At 38.9% G+C, this 15631-nt stretch carries 14 protein-coding genes; all 14 read left to right on the top strand.

Annotated features, from left to right (window positions below; all coding sequences use genetic code 11):
• The first annotated feature begins 5 nt into the window (after positions 1–5).
• The 14 genes from BMY66_RS02120 (at position 6) to BMY66_RS02055 (ending at position 15583) form a co-directional block, all read left to right on the top strand.
• Entirely contained in the window at positions 6–1154 is a 1149-nt protein-coding gene (locus BMY66_RS02120) for an Mbeg1-like protein (RefSeq protein WP_090393995.1), read from the top strand.
• Between the two features lie 160 nt (positions 1155–1314).
• Entirely contained in the window at positions 1315–1599 is a 285-nt protein-coding gene (locus tag BMY66_RS02115; RefSeq protein ID WP_033154058.1) for a co-chaperone GroES, read from the top strand.
• 25 nt (positions 1600–1624) lie between these two features.
• Positions 1625–3259, top strand: coding sequence for a chaperonin GroEL (groL, locus tag BMY66_RS02110; RefSeq protein ID WP_090393994.1), 1635 nt, complete (start codon positions 1625–1627; stop codon positions 3257–3259).
• A 91-nt stretch (positions 3260–3350) separates the two neighbouring features.
• Positions 3351–4223 (top strand): DegV family protein, encoded by an 873-nt coding sequence (locus BMY66_RS02105; protein ID WP_090393993.1) that lies wholly within the window; start codon positions 3351–3353, stop codon positions 4221–4223.
• A 26-nt stretch (positions 4224–4249) separates the two neighbouring features.
• Entirely contained in the window at positions 4250–5524 is a 1275-nt protein-coding gene (locus BMY66_RS02100) for an adenylosuccinate synthase (RefSeq protein ID WP_044934328.1), read from the top strand.
• 92 nt (positions 5525–5616) lie between these two features.
• Entirely contained in the window at positions 5617–6222 is a 606-nt protein-coding gene (locus BMY66_RS02095) for a DUF4340 domain-containing protein (protein WP_177175557.1), read from the top strand.
• A gap of 150 nt (positions 6223–6372) precedes the next feature.
• Positions 6373–6639: a 30S ribosomal protein S15 gene (gene rpsO, locus BMY66_RS02090; RefSeq protein ID WP_028247035.1), complete on the top strand. Its 267-nt coding sequence runs from the start codon at positions 6373–6375 to the stop codon at positions 6637–6639.
• 156 nt (positions 6640–6795) lie between these two features.
• On the top strand, positions 6796–8877 hold the full coding sequence (locus BMY66_RS02085) for a polyribonucleotide nucleotidyltransferase (protein WP_044934332.1): 2082 nt from the start codon (positions 6796–6798) through the stop codon (positions 8875–8877).
• Between the two features lie 56 nt (positions 8878–8933).
• Positions 8934–10847, top strand: a complete 1914-nt coding sequence (locus tag BMY66_RS02080) for an ABC-F family ATP-binding cassette domain-containing protein (RefSeq protein WP_090393991.1) — start codon at positions 8934–8936, stop codon at positions 10845–10847.
• An 89-nt stretch (positions 10848–10936) separates the two neighbouring features.
• On the top strand, positions 10937–11563 hold the full coding sequence (locus BMY66_RS02075; RefSeq protein WP_033154065.1) for a redox-sensing transcriptional repressor Rex: 627 nt from the start codon (positions 10937–10939) through the stop codon (positions 11561–11563).
• Positions 11564–11573: 10 nt separating this feature from the next.
• Positions 11574–12332 (top strand): hypothetical protein, encoded by a 759-nt coding sequence (locus tag BMY66_RS02070; protein WP_090393990.1) that lies wholly within the window; start codon positions 11574–11576, stop codon positions 12330–12332.
• A 186-nt stretch (positions 12333–12518) separates the two neighbouring features.
• Complete coding sequence (locus tag BMY66_RS02065) at positions 12519–13322, top strand: hemolysin family protein (protein ID WP_242839251.1); 804 nt, start codon at positions 12519–12521, stop codon at positions 13320–13322.
• A gap of 59 nt (positions 13323–13381) precedes the next feature.
• Positions 13382–14110, top strand: coding sequence for a YebC/PmpR family DNA-binding transcriptional regulator (locus tag BMY66_RS02060; RefSeq protein ID WP_033154067.1), 729 nt, complete (start codon positions 13382–13384; stop codon positions 14108–14110).
• 24 nt (positions 14111–14134) lie between these two features.
• Positions 14135–15583, top strand: a complete 1449-nt coding sequence (locus BMY66_RS02055) for a glycogen synthase (RefSeq protein WP_044934336.1) — start codon at positions 14135–14137, stop codon at positions 15581–15583.
• Positions 15584–15631 lie beyond the last annotated feature (48 nt).

Here is a 15631-nt window from a genome sequence, read left to right as displayed (position 1 = left end):
GTTGTATGGCTAACATCTTTGATTATCTTGACTGGAGAGGGGATGTCCCTTTCAATATAGATCCGTTTAATGAGGTGGATGCACTGGCTCTTTGTGAGCTGGTGTATGCACCTTTTGATGGTTTAGTGCCTGGTCCTGGCATTAAAGAAAAAATCTCGATAGAAGATCTCAACAAAAAATTTTTTGAAAAATTCACAGAAGAAGGTTTGATGGCAAGAACAGCTATGACTAAGCTTGCTCCCTTTATTATGCCTAAAATGGCTAATTCTAAAAGATTTGGTGGAATGAAGCTTGCAGGTTTTGTTAATGATGTTGACGCTAGGAAACAGACTCAGTTTGCTGTTTGCAGTTTTTATTTGCCTGATGGCACTATTTTTGTTGCTTTCAGAGGAACTGACGATACACTTGTTGGGTGGAAAGAAGATTTTAATATGTGCTTTTCCGAAGGCACTGGCGGTCAGCTTCAGGCGGCAGATTATCTCAATACCAATTTTGCTAGGACAATGAAAAAGCTTCGAATTGGTGGCCACTCAAAGGGTGGTAATTTTGCTGTTTATGGAAGCACATTCTGCAGGGGCCATATACAGGATAGTATCTTAGAAGTATACAATTTTGATGGACCTGGATTTATTCCGGAAGTCCTCAAAAAGCCTGCTTATAAAGCTATGATTAATAGAGTTCATAAGTTTATTCCGGAAGAATCTATTATTGGAATGCTTATGTATACAGAGGCAAAGATGCAGGTTATTGTCAGCGATGCGAAGGGGATTAACCAACATGACCCATTGAGCTGGCAGATAAAACGCAATAAATTTGAACAGGTAGATGCAGTTGCCTCGTCTTCAGTTTTAATTGATGAAGTCATCAAGAAATGGGCTGTTCAGTTTGATTATGAGACCAGGGCTGCATTTGGTGATGTTTTCTTTTCATCGCTTATTAGCTCATCAGGGGCTACAAGGCTTTCGCAGATTACATCTAGTAAAGTCAGGTCTATTGCGTCGCTAACAAAAGAGATACAAACTCTTGATCCGAAGAATCAGGCTTTGATTTTGGATGTATTTGGCAAACTTGCGGCTGCAGGTGGCGATAGTCTTAAGCATTCTCTGCTTTCTAAGCTACCTAAAAGTTTAATAATGAGAAAAAATGAGAAATAAAGAGAAAATAAGAGCTTTTCATAGGATTCTTTCGAAAACTACTAACCTTAATTGCTTGCAACTGATTCGAGAGAATCCTATTATACTCTTTGTGGTTAGCACTCGACTGAATGGAGTGCTAATAAATGATTTTGATACTTAAATTAGGAGGTAATATAAAATGAAATTAGTTCCATTAACAGATCGCGTTGTATTAAAGCAGTGCGAAGCAGAAGAGACTACAAAGTCTGGTATTATTCTTGCATCTGCAGCACAGGAGAAGCCACAGGAAGCTATGGTTATAGCTGTTGGCCCTGGCGGAATTGTCGACGGTAAGGAAATCACAATGCAGGTTAAAGAAGGCCAGAAGGTTATATATTCAAAGTACGCTGGTACAGAAGTTAAGCTTGAAGGCGAGGAGTACATTATCGTTCGTCAGAATGATATTCTCGCAGTTGTAGAATAATATTTAGGAAAAGAGGTAGATTATTATGGCAAAAGAAATTAAGTATGGCGCTGAAGCAAGACAGGCTCTTGAGGCAGGCGTAGATAAATTAGCAAATACAGTTAGAGTTACTATTGGACCAAAGGGACGTAATGTTGTTCTTTCAAAGTCTTACGGTGCTCCACTTATCACTAACGATGGTGTTACTATCGCTAAGGATGTTGAGCTTGAGGATGCATTCGAAAACATGGGTGCTCAGCTCGTAAAGGAAGTTGCTACAAAGACAAACGATGTAGCAGGTGATGGTACTACAACAGCTACAGTTTTAGCACAGGCTATGGTAAAGGAAGGTATGAAGAACCTTGCTGCTGGTGCAAACCCAATCGTTCTTAGAAAGGGTATGAAGAAGGCTACAGATTGTGCTGTTAAGGCTATTCTTGAAATGTCTAAGGCTGTAGATGGCAAGGAGCAGATCGCTCGTGTTGCAGCAATTTCTGCTGGTGATGATGAAGTAGGTCAGATGGTAGCTGATGCTATGGAAAAGGTTTCTAACGATGGTGTTATTACAATCGAGGAATCAAAGACAATGCAGACAGAGCTTGACCTTGTAGAAGGTATGCAGTTTGACAGAGGTTACATTTCAGCTTACATGTGCACAGACATGGACAAGATGGAAGCAAACCTTGATGATCCATATATTCTTATTACAGACAAGAAGATTTCTAACATTCAGGAACTCCTTCCACTTCTTGAGCAGGTTGTTCAGTCAGGTGCTAGACTCCTTATCATTGCTGAGGATATCGAGGGCGAGGCTCTTACAACTCTTATCCTTAACAAGCTTCGTGGAACATTCAACGTTGTTGCAGTTAAGGCTCCAGGATATGGTGACAGACGTAAGGAAATGCTTCAGGATATCGCAATCCTTACAGGTGGCCAGGTAATTTCTGAGGAAGTTGGCCTTGAGCTTAAGGATGCAACTCTTGAGCAGCTTGGTCGTGCTAAGTCTGTAAAGGTTAACAAGGAGAACACAGTTATCGTTGATGGTCTTGGTGATAAGGCTGCAATCGAGGCTCGTGTATCTCAGATTCGTGGACAGATTGATGAGACAACATCAGAGTTTGATAAAGAAAAGCTTCAGGAAAGACTTGCTAAGCTTGCAGGTGGTGTTGCAGTTATCCGTGTAGGTGCTGCTACAGAAACAGAAATGAAGGAAGCTAAGCTTCGTATGGAAGATGCTCTTAACGCAACACGTGCTGCTGTAGAGGAAGGTATCATCCAGGGTGGTGGATCTGCTTACATCCACGTTCAGAAGGAAGTTGCAGCTCTTGCTGATACACTTTCTGGTGATGAGAAGACAGGTGCAAACGTTATCGTTAAGGCTCTTGAAGCTCCATTATTCTACATCGCTGCAAATGCAGGTCTTGAGGGATCTGTTATTATCAACAAGGTACGCGAGTCAGAAGTTGGTATTGGTTTCGATGCTTACAACGAAGAGTATGTAAACATGGTTAAGGCTGGTATCCTTGATCCTGTTAAGGTTACAAGAACAGCTCTCTTAAACGCTGCTTCTGTTGCTGCAACACTTCTTACAACAGAGTCTGTTGTTGCAGATATTAAAGATCCTACTGCTGATGCTGCAGCTGCCGCTGCTGCCGCAGGTGGAATGGGTGGCATGTACTAAAATTATGCTTTAGTTGTTTCTTTTCACCGCTGATTATGTTAGAATAATCAGCGGTGTTTTGTTTAACACAGAGTATTTTTTGAGGTGATTTATGAGCAAAGTTGCAATTCTTACAGATAGCAATAGTGGCATTACACAGGCACAGGCCAAGGACTATGGAGTTTTTGTTATACCTATGCCTTTTTATATTGATGGTGAGTTATATTACGAGGATATCGATTTAACTCAGGAACAGTTCTATGAGAAGCTTACACAGGGCGGCGAGATTACTACTTCAATGCCTATCACAGGAAATCTTATGGATACATGGGATAAGCTTCTTAAAGAGTATGATGAAATAGTTTATATTCCTATGTCTAGCGGTTTATCTTCATCTTGCGCTACAGCTAAAATGCTGGCAGATGATTACGATGGCAAGGTTGTAGTTGTAGATAATCAGCGTATCTCAGTTACACAGAAGCTTTCAGCACTGGAGGCTAAAAAGCTTGCCGATTTAGGAAAGAGTGCACAGGAAATCTGTGATGCTCTTATGGAAATCAAGTCTTTATCTACTATCTACATCACTGTAGATACACTAGAATACCTTAAAAAGGGCGGAAGACTTACTCCAGCAGTTGCTGCAATCGGTTCACTGTTAAAGATTAAGCCTGTACTTTCAATCTACGGAGAGAAGCTTGATAAGTATTCAATGGCTCGTACAGTTAAGGCTGCAAAGCAGACTATGATTGAAGCATTAAAAAAGGATATGCAAAATGTCCTTCATACAGACAATCTTGATGATGTTGTGATTTCTATAGCTCACACACAGAATCAGGAAGCCGCAGAAAAATTTAAAGAAGAATTAGAAGCTGAATTCCCAGGCAAAGATATCTGGATAGATCCGTTATCACTTTCAGTTTCATGTCACATTGGACCAGGCGCACTTGCTTGTACAGTGACTAAGAAATTGATTGATATAAATTAATTTAATTGTAATTTAGGAGGATTGTTATGGTTAAAGCAGTTGTAGGTGCCAATTGGGGCGATGAAGGCAAAGGAAAGATTACAGACATGATGGCAGCGAATGCTGATATCATTGTTCGTTTTCAGGGTGGTGCAAATGCAGGACACACTATCGTAAACAACTATGGTAAGTTCGCGCTTCACACATTACCTTCAGGTGTATTCTATAATCACACCACTAGCATCATTGGAAATGGCGTCGCATTGAATATTCCTATCCTTATCAAAGAGATTAACTCTATTGTAGAGAAAGGAGTACCAGCACCTCGCATTCTTGTATCTGATAGAGCACAGATTGTTATGCCATATCACATCCTTTTTGATCAATACGAGGAAGAACGTCTTGGAAAGGCTTCTTTCGGTTCAACAAAGAGCGGTATAGCTCCTTTCTACTCAGATAAATACGCAAAAATCGGTTATCAGGTTCAGGAGCTTTTTGATGATGAGCTTTTGAAGGAAAAGGTTGTTCGTACATGTGATCAGAAGAATGTTCTTCTTGAGCATTTATATCACAAGCCACTCCTTAATCCAGAGGAGCTCCTTGAGACATTACATGAATACCGCGATATGATTGCTCCTTATGTTTGCGATACATCAGCATTCCTTTGGAACGCACTTAAAGAAAATAAAACTATCCTTCTTGAAGGCCAGCTTGGTACTTTGAAGGATCCAGACCATGGTATTTACCCAATGGTTACATCTTCATCAACACTTGCTCCATACGGTTGCATCGGTGCTGGTATCCCAGCTCAGGAGTTAAAGCAGGTTGTTACAGTATGTAAGGCTTATTCATCAGCTGTTGGTGCAGGTGCATTTGTTTCTGAAATCTTCGGTGATGAAGCTGATGAGCTTAGACGTCGCGGTGGCGATGGCGGTGAGTTCGGTGCTACTACAGGTCGTCCACGTCGTATGGGATGGTTCGACTGTGTTGCTTCAAAGTACGGATGTAGAATGCAGGGAACAACAGATGTAGCATTTACAGTTGTTGATGTACTTGGATATCTTGATGAGATTCCTGTATGTGTTGGCTATGAAATCGATGGTGAGGTTACTACAGACTTCCCAGTTACTAGCAAGCTTGAAAAGGCTAAGCCAGTACTTAAGACGCTTCCAGGATGGAAGACAGATATTCGTGGAATTAAGAAATACGAAGATCTCCCAGAGAACTGCAGAAACTACATTGAGTTCATTGAGAAGGAAATTGGCTTTCCAATCACAATGGTTTCAAATGGTCCTGGAAGAGACGATATCATCTACAGATAATTATTTAGAAGCTGGAGCTTATGGCTCCGGCTTCTTTGTTTGTTAATACTTTTTTGTTATACTAAGTAAAGAATATTTTCTTGGAGGAAATGATGAAGAAGTTTATTTCAAAGAATTATAAAGGCATATTTCTTGTACTGGCCATTGTTTTGCTTATTGTGGTTTTGATTATTACTTTTAATTCTAAAAACCCAGCAAAAATGATACAAAACCTTGATGGCTCTGATGAACAGGCAGAAGTATTGGATGAAGCCAGCGAAATAGAAGATGAAGGCGATAATGTTATATTGCTTGATAATGAAGAAGTTTATAGCTTCCAGATGACTGATAGCAATAACATTCTATTAACCTTTGAAAGAGATGGAGAGGATTGGGTTTACACAGATGACCCTAGCATCGATATAAACGAAGATAGAATAGAAAAGCTGTTGAATTATATTACAGATGTTAGATTTGTAGACATCATTGCCAATGAGGATGAAGATGGAAATGGCGATGAATACGGCCTAAATCAGGATTCACCTGTGTACATTATTAAGGATGCAAACGGCTATTCAACATTTATTTCGTTAGGTAAAACTGATGAAGAAACAGGACAGATTTATTTTGCATTGAATTATGATTTTTCTACTGTTTATGTAAATAGTGGAAAATTAGCAGGTGTTAATAAATATGCAATCGAAGATTTAATACAGTAACAGTTTAAAAAAGCCTATTTATACATAGTTTACATATTTTTATAGCTGTGTTATTATATATCGGTACGAAATTTACTGTAACTCAGGTTTTGGACACTCCGACCTTTTCCTTAGTTACGGCATATTAAAAGTTTTTAGGAGGTAGTTAAAATGATTACAAAAGAGAAGAAGCAGGCAATTATCAATGAGTATGCTAGAACAGCTGGTGACACAGGTTCTCCAGAGGTTCAGATTGCTGTTCTTACAGCTCGTATTTCTGAGCTCACAGAGCACCTTAAGGCTAACCCAGGTGACCATCATTCACGTCGTGGTATGATGAAGATGGTTGGTAAGAGAAGAAACCTTCTTGCATACCTTAAGAATACTGACATTGAGAGATATCGTTCAATCATTGAGCGTCTTGGCTTAAGAAAGTAATCTATAAGAGCGGAGTATTGCTTACTCCGCTCATTTTCTTATTTGTTTTTCGATTTCAAGCAAGATCCGAAGCCACTGAATTAGGAGAGTATAACTCTTCGTTTTCAGTAGTTTCGGGTTGATGCTTAAATAATAAAATATTTGAAGGAGAAAACCATGAAGACATTTACAATGGATTTGGCTGGTAGAACACTTCGTGTTGATATCGGCAGAGTTGCTGCACAGGCTAATGGAGCAGCATTTATTCAGTATGGTGAGACTACAGTTCTTTCAACTGCAACTGCATCAGACAAGCCTAGGGATGGTATCGATTTCTTCCCACTCTCTGTTGAGTTTGAAGAAAAGACATACGCTGTTGGTAAAATCCCTGGTGGTTTCAATAAGAGAGAGGGTAAGGCATCTGAGAACTCAGTTCTTACATCTCGTGTTATCGATAGACCTATGCGTCCACTTTTCCCAAAGGACTATCGTAATGACGTAACACTTAACAACATGGTTATGGCAGTAGATCCACAGTGCCGTCCTGAGCTTGTTGCTATGCTCGGTGCAGCTATTGCTACATGTATTTCAGATATCCCATTTGATGGCCCTTGCGCTATGACACAGATGGGTATGATCGATGGAGAGTTTATCGTAAACCCTTCACAGGAGCAGTGGGATAAGGGTGACCTTAAGCTTACAGTTGCTTCTACAAGAGAAAAGGTTATCATGATTGAAGCTGGCGCAAACATCATCCCAGAGGACAAGATGATTGAAGCTATCTACAAGTGTCATGATGTTAACCAGACAGTTATCGCATTCATCGATGAGATGGTTAAGGAATGCGGTAAGCCAAAGCATGAGTACACATCATGCGCAATTCCTGAGGAGCTCTTCGCAAAGATGAAGGAAATCGTTACTCCTGAGGAGATGGAAGGTGCTGTATTCACAGACGAGAAGCAGGTTCGTGAGGAGAATATCCGTCAGATCACTGAGCGTCTTGAAGAAGCATTTGCTGATAACGAAGAATGGCTTGCTGTTCTTGGTGAGGCAATTTACCAGTACGAGAAAAAGACAGTACGTAAGATGATTCTTAAGGATCACAAGCGTCCAGATGGTCGTGAGATCACACAGATTCGTCCACTTGCTGCAGAAGTAGATATTATTCCACGTGTTCACGGTTCATCTATGTTCACTCGTGGACAAACACAGATTTGCGACGTTGTAACTCTTGCTCCTCTTTCAGAGGCTCAGAAGATTGACGGTCTTGATGCTTTCGTTACTGAGAAGAGATACATGCATCACTATAACTTCCCTGCATACTCAGTAGGTGAGACAAAGCCTTCTAGAGGACCAGGACGTAGAGAAATTGGACACGGTGCACTTGCAGAGAGAGCACTTCTTCCAGTACTTCCTACACCAGAAGAATTCCCATATGCAATCCGTGCTGTATCTGAGACATTCGAGTCAAACGGTTCTACATCAATGGCTTCAACATGTGCTTCATGTATGTCACTTATGGCAGCTGGTGTACCTATCAAGGCTATGGTTGCTGGTATTTCTTGTGGTCTTGTTACAGGCGATACAGATGACGATTTCGTTCTTCTTACAGATATCCAGGGTCTTGAAGATTTCTTCGGCGATATGGACTTCAAGGTTACAGGTACAAAAGAAGGTATCACAGCTATCCAGATGGATATCAAGATTCACGGTCTTACACGTCCAATCGTTGAGGGTGCTATCGCTCGTTGCCGTGAGGCTAGATTCTTCATCATGGACAACTGCATGAGCAAGGCAATCGCTGAGCCACGTAAGGAAGTTGGCGAGTATGCTCCAAAGATTATCCAGCTTTCAATTGATCCAGAGAAGATTGGTGATGTTGTAGGACAGCGTGGAAAGACAATCAACGAAATCATTGCTAGATGTGATGTTAAGATTGATATTACAGATGACGGAAACGTTTCAATCTGTGGTACAGATGCTGCAAAGATGGATGAGGCTAAGAGAATGATCGAAATCATTACAACTGATTTCGAACAGGGTCAGATCCTTACAGGTAAGGTTGTAAGCATCAAAGAATTCGGTGCATTTATCGAGTTCGCTCCAGGCAAGGAAGGAATGGTTCACATTTCTAAGATTGCTAAGGAAAGAATTGACAGAGTAGAAGATGTTCTTACTCTTGGTGATACTGTTAAGGTTGTATGCCTTGGCAAGGACAAGATGGGACGCATCAGCTTCTCTATTAAGGATGTTCAGTAAAATTAGATTTTATTTGGCGCCTGACATTAGTCAGGCGCATTTTTTAAGGAAAAACTATGTTACTTAATGTTTCGCATATTTTTAAATCATTTGGTGAAGATGGCATTATAAAAGATGCCACTTTTACAGTAGATGAGGGTTCTAAAGTAGCTATCGTTGGTAACAACGGAACAGGAAAATCTACCCTATTAAAAATAATAGTTGGAGATTTACCAGCGGACAGTGGTGAAGTTACTCTTAAAAAAGATGCTACTATGGGCTATTTAGCTCAGTATCAGGAAGATTCTTTCGGTAGTAGCATTTTAGATACAGTACTTAGTGCACGTGAAGATTTGCTTTCCATGGAAAAACGTCTTTCAGACATGGAAATGGAGATGTCAAATCTTGATAGTAAAGATGCTGCGACATTTATGGAAAGTTATCACAAGTTACAGCATCAATTTGATTTATTAGGTGGATATACATTCCGTTCGGAAGCTGTAGGCATATTAAAAGGCCTTGGTTTTGAAGGGGATGATTTAAATAAAAGCATGAATGAGCTTTCTGGTGGTCAGAAGACACGAGTTAGTTTGGGACGTCTTCTTGCATCATCGCCAGATTTGCTCTTATTAGACGAGCCTATAAACCATTTGGATTTGAATTCAATCGTGTGGTTGGAAGGATATTTATCTTCATATAAAGGCGCAGTTGTAATTGTTGCTCATGATCGATATTTCCTTGATAGAATTGTAGATCATGTTGTTGATTTATCCTACGGACGCACTAGTGTATATACAGGAAATTATACAGCTTTTTCTGAGCAAAAGGCTTTATATCAGCTCACATATGAGCGCAGCTATGAAAAGCAGCAAAAGGAAATAGAACACCAGAAAGCTGTTATTGAAAAGCTTCAATCCTTCAACAGGGAAAAATCCATTAAAAGAGCGGAAAGCAGAAAGAAAATGCTTGATAAGATCGATATTATGGATGCCCCTGATAAGGATATGCCTAGAATGCGACTTACCCTTGAGGTGGAAAAGGAAAGTGGGAAGGATGTTTTAGATTTTTCTCATGTGACAAAATCGTATGATGATAAAAATATCTTTACAGACTTATCCTTTGAGGTTCATAAAGGGGATAGAATTGCCATTTTAGGTGATAATGGTACAGGAAAGACTACAATCCTTAAGTGTATCAATGGTCTCACGGATTTTGAATCAGGAGAGATTCGCTTTGGGGCAAATGTTACTGTAGGATATTATGACCAGGAGCAGCAAGGACTTACTGAGTCAAACACTATCTTCAGTGAGCTTCATGATGCTTATCCATATCTTACAGAGACTCAGGTTAGAAACACATTAGCTGCATTTATGTTTACAGAGGATGATGTTTTTAAACGCATTAGCGAGTTATCCGGTGGAGAGCGAGGTCGTGTTTCTCTTGCAAAGCTTATGCTTTCTAAGTCTAATCTTTTAATCCTTGATGAGCCTACAAACCATCTTGATATGGATTCGAAAGAAATGCTTGAGGAAGCACTTAACGAATATGATGGAACTTTGCTTTATGTAAGTCACGATAGATATTTTGTTAACCGTACTGCAAATATGATTCTTGAACTTTCAGATGGTCATTTTACAAAGTACCTTGGCAATTACGATGATTATATTGCAAAGAAGGAACAACTTTCTGCAGCAAATGTTGTTTCAACCCAGGAATCTGTAGCAGATTCTAACGCTACAGCTGCAAAACTTGATTTTAAAGAACAAAAGAGAATTGAAGCAGAAAAGAGAAAGCTTCAAAACAAAATCTCAAAAATCGAAGAAGAGATAGAAAAACTAGAAGAAAAAAAGGCAAAGATTCAAGACGAATTCTTAAAGCCAGAGAATATGACAAATTCTGCAAAGCTCAACGAATTAACTGCAGAACAGAATGAAATAGATTTAAAATTGGAAGATTTATATTCTCAGTGGGAGGAGTTAAGTTTATCTTAAGCATTTATTAAGTCTTTGTTAAAATCTTGACATAGTTTTTGTGTGATTTTATAATTAAGATTGAAAATTGTAATTAGGAGGTATATGGTTTGGATAAACAGATTTCACAAGCAGTCATCAGAAGACTTCCTAGGTACTACAGATATTTGGGCGAACTTTTAGACGATGGTGTTGAAAGAATTTCATCAAATGATTTAAGTAAGAGAATGCATGTTACAGCATCTCAGATTAGACAGGATCTTAACAACTTTGGTGGTTTTGGCCAGCAGGGTTATGGATATAATGTTGCATATTTACATGATGAAATCGGAAATATCTTGGGAGTTAACGAAACACATAATGTTATCGTTATTGGCGCTGGTAACTTAGGCCAGGCTATTGCAGGTTATGTTAAATTTGAGCGTGTAGGCTTCAAAATTATTGGATTATTCGATGTTAATCCTGAGCTTAAAGGAAAGTTGGTTAGAGACATTCCTGTTCAGATGCTTGATGAGCTTCCAGAATTCATTAAACATAATGATGTTGAGATTGCAGCTTTGACATTGCCAAAGTCAAACGCCAGATCTACAGCTTTAAAGCTTGTTTCTCTTGGTGTTCATGCAATTTGGAACTTTGCTCACGTTGATTTAGATGATATTCCTGATGTTATTATAGAGAATGTTCATTTATCAGATAGTTTGATGCAACTTTCTTATAACATTACTCAACAGAAGTAGGTGAATGTATATGGCGGACAGGGATTTTACAACTGCCATTTCCAAAATCAAGGTTCCTATGCTTATTTTGGATCAGAAATGGCATAGACTTTTTGCTTTAGGTGGAAAGCCAGAACAGGTTAAAGAGCTTGAAAAGCAGGAAAATGACTTACTGAAACGTGAGGCTGAGCTTAAAAAGGAACTTAAGGACCTTAAGAAGGTCAAAGAAAACTTGATGGCTTCAGTCATGTCCAATATGGAAGGAACTTCAGATTTAGTTTCTAAGAAGTTGGATGATGATAAAAGACTTTTGGAGGAATGCAAAGAACGTATTCAGTCAAATGAAGACGAGCTTAGCGAACTTCCACAGCAGACAGATGATGTTAATCGAGAATTGATGTTGGCTACTATGGATTATTGCTATGATAAACTCCGCACTAATTCTACAGAAGCCGAGGAAATCACTAACTGGATTAAGGATGTAAGGGTTCAGCTTAAGAAAAACGTTATTCGTAAGCATAATCGTGAGATTAACAATAAAGAGATTTATTCATATATGCATGATGTTTTTGGTATGGAAGTGCTAAATCTGTTTGATATGCAGAATGGAGATTTCTATATCGGAACAATCGATGACAAGGGCGATTCTGTTAAAACACCTGCTGACAAGCAGGATGAAAACGACAAAACAGACTTATCAGATATTCAGCTTGAAGAAGTTGATTTGGATGCCGTTTCCAAAGAATCAAAAGAAGATACAGAGGAAGCAGAGTCTTCCACAGACGAATAGAATTCACTGTTTTTTAAAAGACTAAACACCATAATGTTTAGTCTTTTTCTTATATATATGGTATCATTATTAGTGTGATAATTTACGTATTTCGAGAAAGGAGTATTTATGGAAGACGGGTCCAATCCCTATTTAATTATTTTTTTATTGGCTATTGTTGTTATTGAAGCAATAGGGCTAATTATTTTGTACAGAAGGTCTAAGCAAGAAAATATTACCGAGGAAGATGTTATTTCTCTTGTAAATGAGGGGCACGAGGATGGCAATATTTTGGCCTCCGAAGCAGCTATGATACAGAATATCTTTGAGTTTTCCGATACCGATGCAAAGGATATCATGACTCATCGAAAAAGCATCGTTGCGGTGAATGGTGATAGTACCTTGCGAGAGGCTATAAATTTTATAAATGAGAATAATATGAGCCGTTATCCGGTTTATATTGAGGATTTAGACAATATCATTGGCATTTTACATATAAAGGATCTACTCACATACTATGATAAGGATATTGATAATGTGAAAGTTAAGGATTTACATGAACTTATGTCAGTGGCTGAGTTTGTTCCAGAAACACATGGAATCAATACTTTATTTGCTAAGATGCAGTCTAAAAAGCGCCATATGGTTATCGTAGTTGACGAATATGGACAGGTTTCCGGCTTACTTTCCATGGAGGATATTCTTGAGGAAATCGTTGGAAATATTGAGGATGAGCATGATGAGGAGGAAAACTCTATAGAGGTTAAGACAGAGGATTCTTTTGTGATGGATGGAGGAACTTCTCTTGAAGAGGTTGAAGAAATTCTTGGTACAAAGCTATCTGATGATTATGAAACTCTCAATGGATACTTAATTTCCTTAAATGGCAAGATTCCTGAGGATGGCAGTTCCTTTACTTTAGAGGATGATAATTACGTTTTTTATATTAAAAATGTATCCGATAAAGTCATAGATAGCGTATATGTTAGACGCAAAAGGCACGTTGAATAAAAGGCCGTGATTTGTTATAATTTTTTGAGATTTAGAATAGAAAAGAGGTAAATAATTTTATGTCAGGACATTCAAAGTTCGCAAATATTAAGCACAAAAAAGAAAAGAATGATGCTGCAAAGGGTAAGATTTTTACAATAATTGGTCGTGAGATCGCTGTAGCAGTTAAGGAAGGCGGCCCAGACCCTAATAATAATTCTAAGCTTCGTGATGTTATCGCTAAGGCTAAGGCTAACAACGTACCAAATGCAACAATTGAAAATGGTATCAAGAAGGCTGCTGGTAACGCAGATGCTGTAAATTACGAGTCTGTTACATACGAAGGATATGGTCCTAACGGTACAGCTATTATCGTTGACTGCCTTACAGACAATCGTAACCGTACAGCTGCTAACGTTCGTTCAGCATTTACAAAGGGCGGCGGAAGCATCGGTACACCAGGTTGCGTATCTTTCATGTTTGATAATAAGGGTCAGATTATCGTTTCTAAAGAGGATTGCTCTATGGAAGCTGATGATCTTATGATGATTGCACTTGATGCAGGTGCAGAAGATTTCTCTGAGGAAGAGGATTGCTTCGAAATCTATACAGCTCCAGAGGATTTCTCAGCAGTTAGAGAAGCTCTTGAGGCTGAAAATATTCCTATGGCTGATGCTGAGGTTACAATGATTCCTCAGACATACGTTGATCTTACAGATGAGCAGGATCTCTACAAAATCAACAAGATTCTTGATCTTCTTGATGATGACGATGATGTTCAGAACGTATATCACAACTGGAATGAATAAATAAAAATTGAGGGGTTTATAATTATGAATAAGATACTTTTCGCTGCCAGCGAGTGCGTACCATTTGTCAAAACCGGCGGATTGGCAGATGTTTGTGGAGCACTTCCTAAGGAATTCTCAAAGGAGTACTTTGATGTAAGGGTGGTTTTGCCATACTACACATTTATTCCAGAGAAATACAAGAAGGACTTCAAGTTTTTAACTAGCTTCCAAATGAACATGGGACCACTTGTAGGTACTAGATATGTTGGCGTTTTTGAATATGAGTTAGATGGGGTTACTTACTACTTCATCGATAATCATGATTATTTCGATTGTTTCTATCCTTATTCTGAGGATAGATGGGATCTTGAAAAGTTTATATTCTTTGATAAGGCTGTTTTATCAATGCTTCCACTTATCGGATTCCAGCCAAATCTTATTCATTGTCATGATTGGCAGACAGGTTTTATTCCTGTTTATTTAAAGAATGATTTCCAGGGAGACCAGTTCTTCTGGGGGATGAAATCAGTCATGACTATTCACAACCTTAAGTTCCAGGGTATGTGGGACACCAAGACAGTAGCTGGTATTTCGGGCTTGTCTATGAATTTATTTACTCCAGATAAGCTTGAATACAAAAAATGCGGAAATATGCTTAAGGGTGGTCTTGTTTATGCAGACTATATCACAACAGTTTCTGCAACCTACTGCGATGAGATTCAGACCCCATACTATGGAGAGGGGCTAGATGGCTTGCTTCGTGCTCGCCACTACGACATGCAGGGCATTGTTAATGGTATTGATAACGATGTATATGATCCTGCTAAGGACTCTAAAATCTACAAAAACTTTGATGTTTCTACATTCCGTAAAAACAAAAAGGTTAATAAGGCAAAGCTTCAGGCTGATTTAGGTCTTGAGGTTGACCCTAAGAAATACATGATCGGCCTTATTTCTAGACTTACAGATCAAAAAGGCCTTGATCTTATCAATTATTGCATTGAAGGAATAGTTGATGATTTTACTCAGCTTGTTGTTATTGGCACAGGCGAGTCAAAGTACGAGAATATGTTCAGGCATTATGCATGGAAGTATCCAGAGAAGATTTCTGCTAACATTTGTTATGACGACAATCTTGCTCACAAGCTTTATGCGGCAGCGGACGCATTTTTGATGCCTTCAAGATTCGAGCCATGTGGCTTGACACAGCTTATTTCATTTAGATACGGAACAGTTCCAATTGTTCGTGAGACTGGTGGTCTTAGCGATACAGTTGAAGCTTTTGATGAGTACAAAAAGACAGGAGATGGCTTCTCATTTGCAAATTACAACGGTGATGAGCTTCTTAACACTGTAAATTACAGTAAGTTTGTATTTTTCGATAAAAAGACTCAGTGGAATAAAATGGTTGAGCGTGGCATGAACAAGAACTATTCTTGGGCTGTACAAAAAGAAAAATACGAAAATATTTACAACTATTTGATAGGTTAACAAATAGTAATTTACAAAAGAGAATAGCTTGACTATTCTCTTTTGATT

It is taken from the genome of Pseudobutyrivibrio sp. C4 (assembly GCF_900111635.1).
GTDB classification, from domain to species: Bacteria; Bacillota; Clostridia; order Lachnospirales; family Lachnospiraceae; genus Pseudobutyrivibrio; species Pseudobutyrivibrio ruminis.
This window is presented reverse-complemented; position numbering and strand designations above follow the sequence as displayed.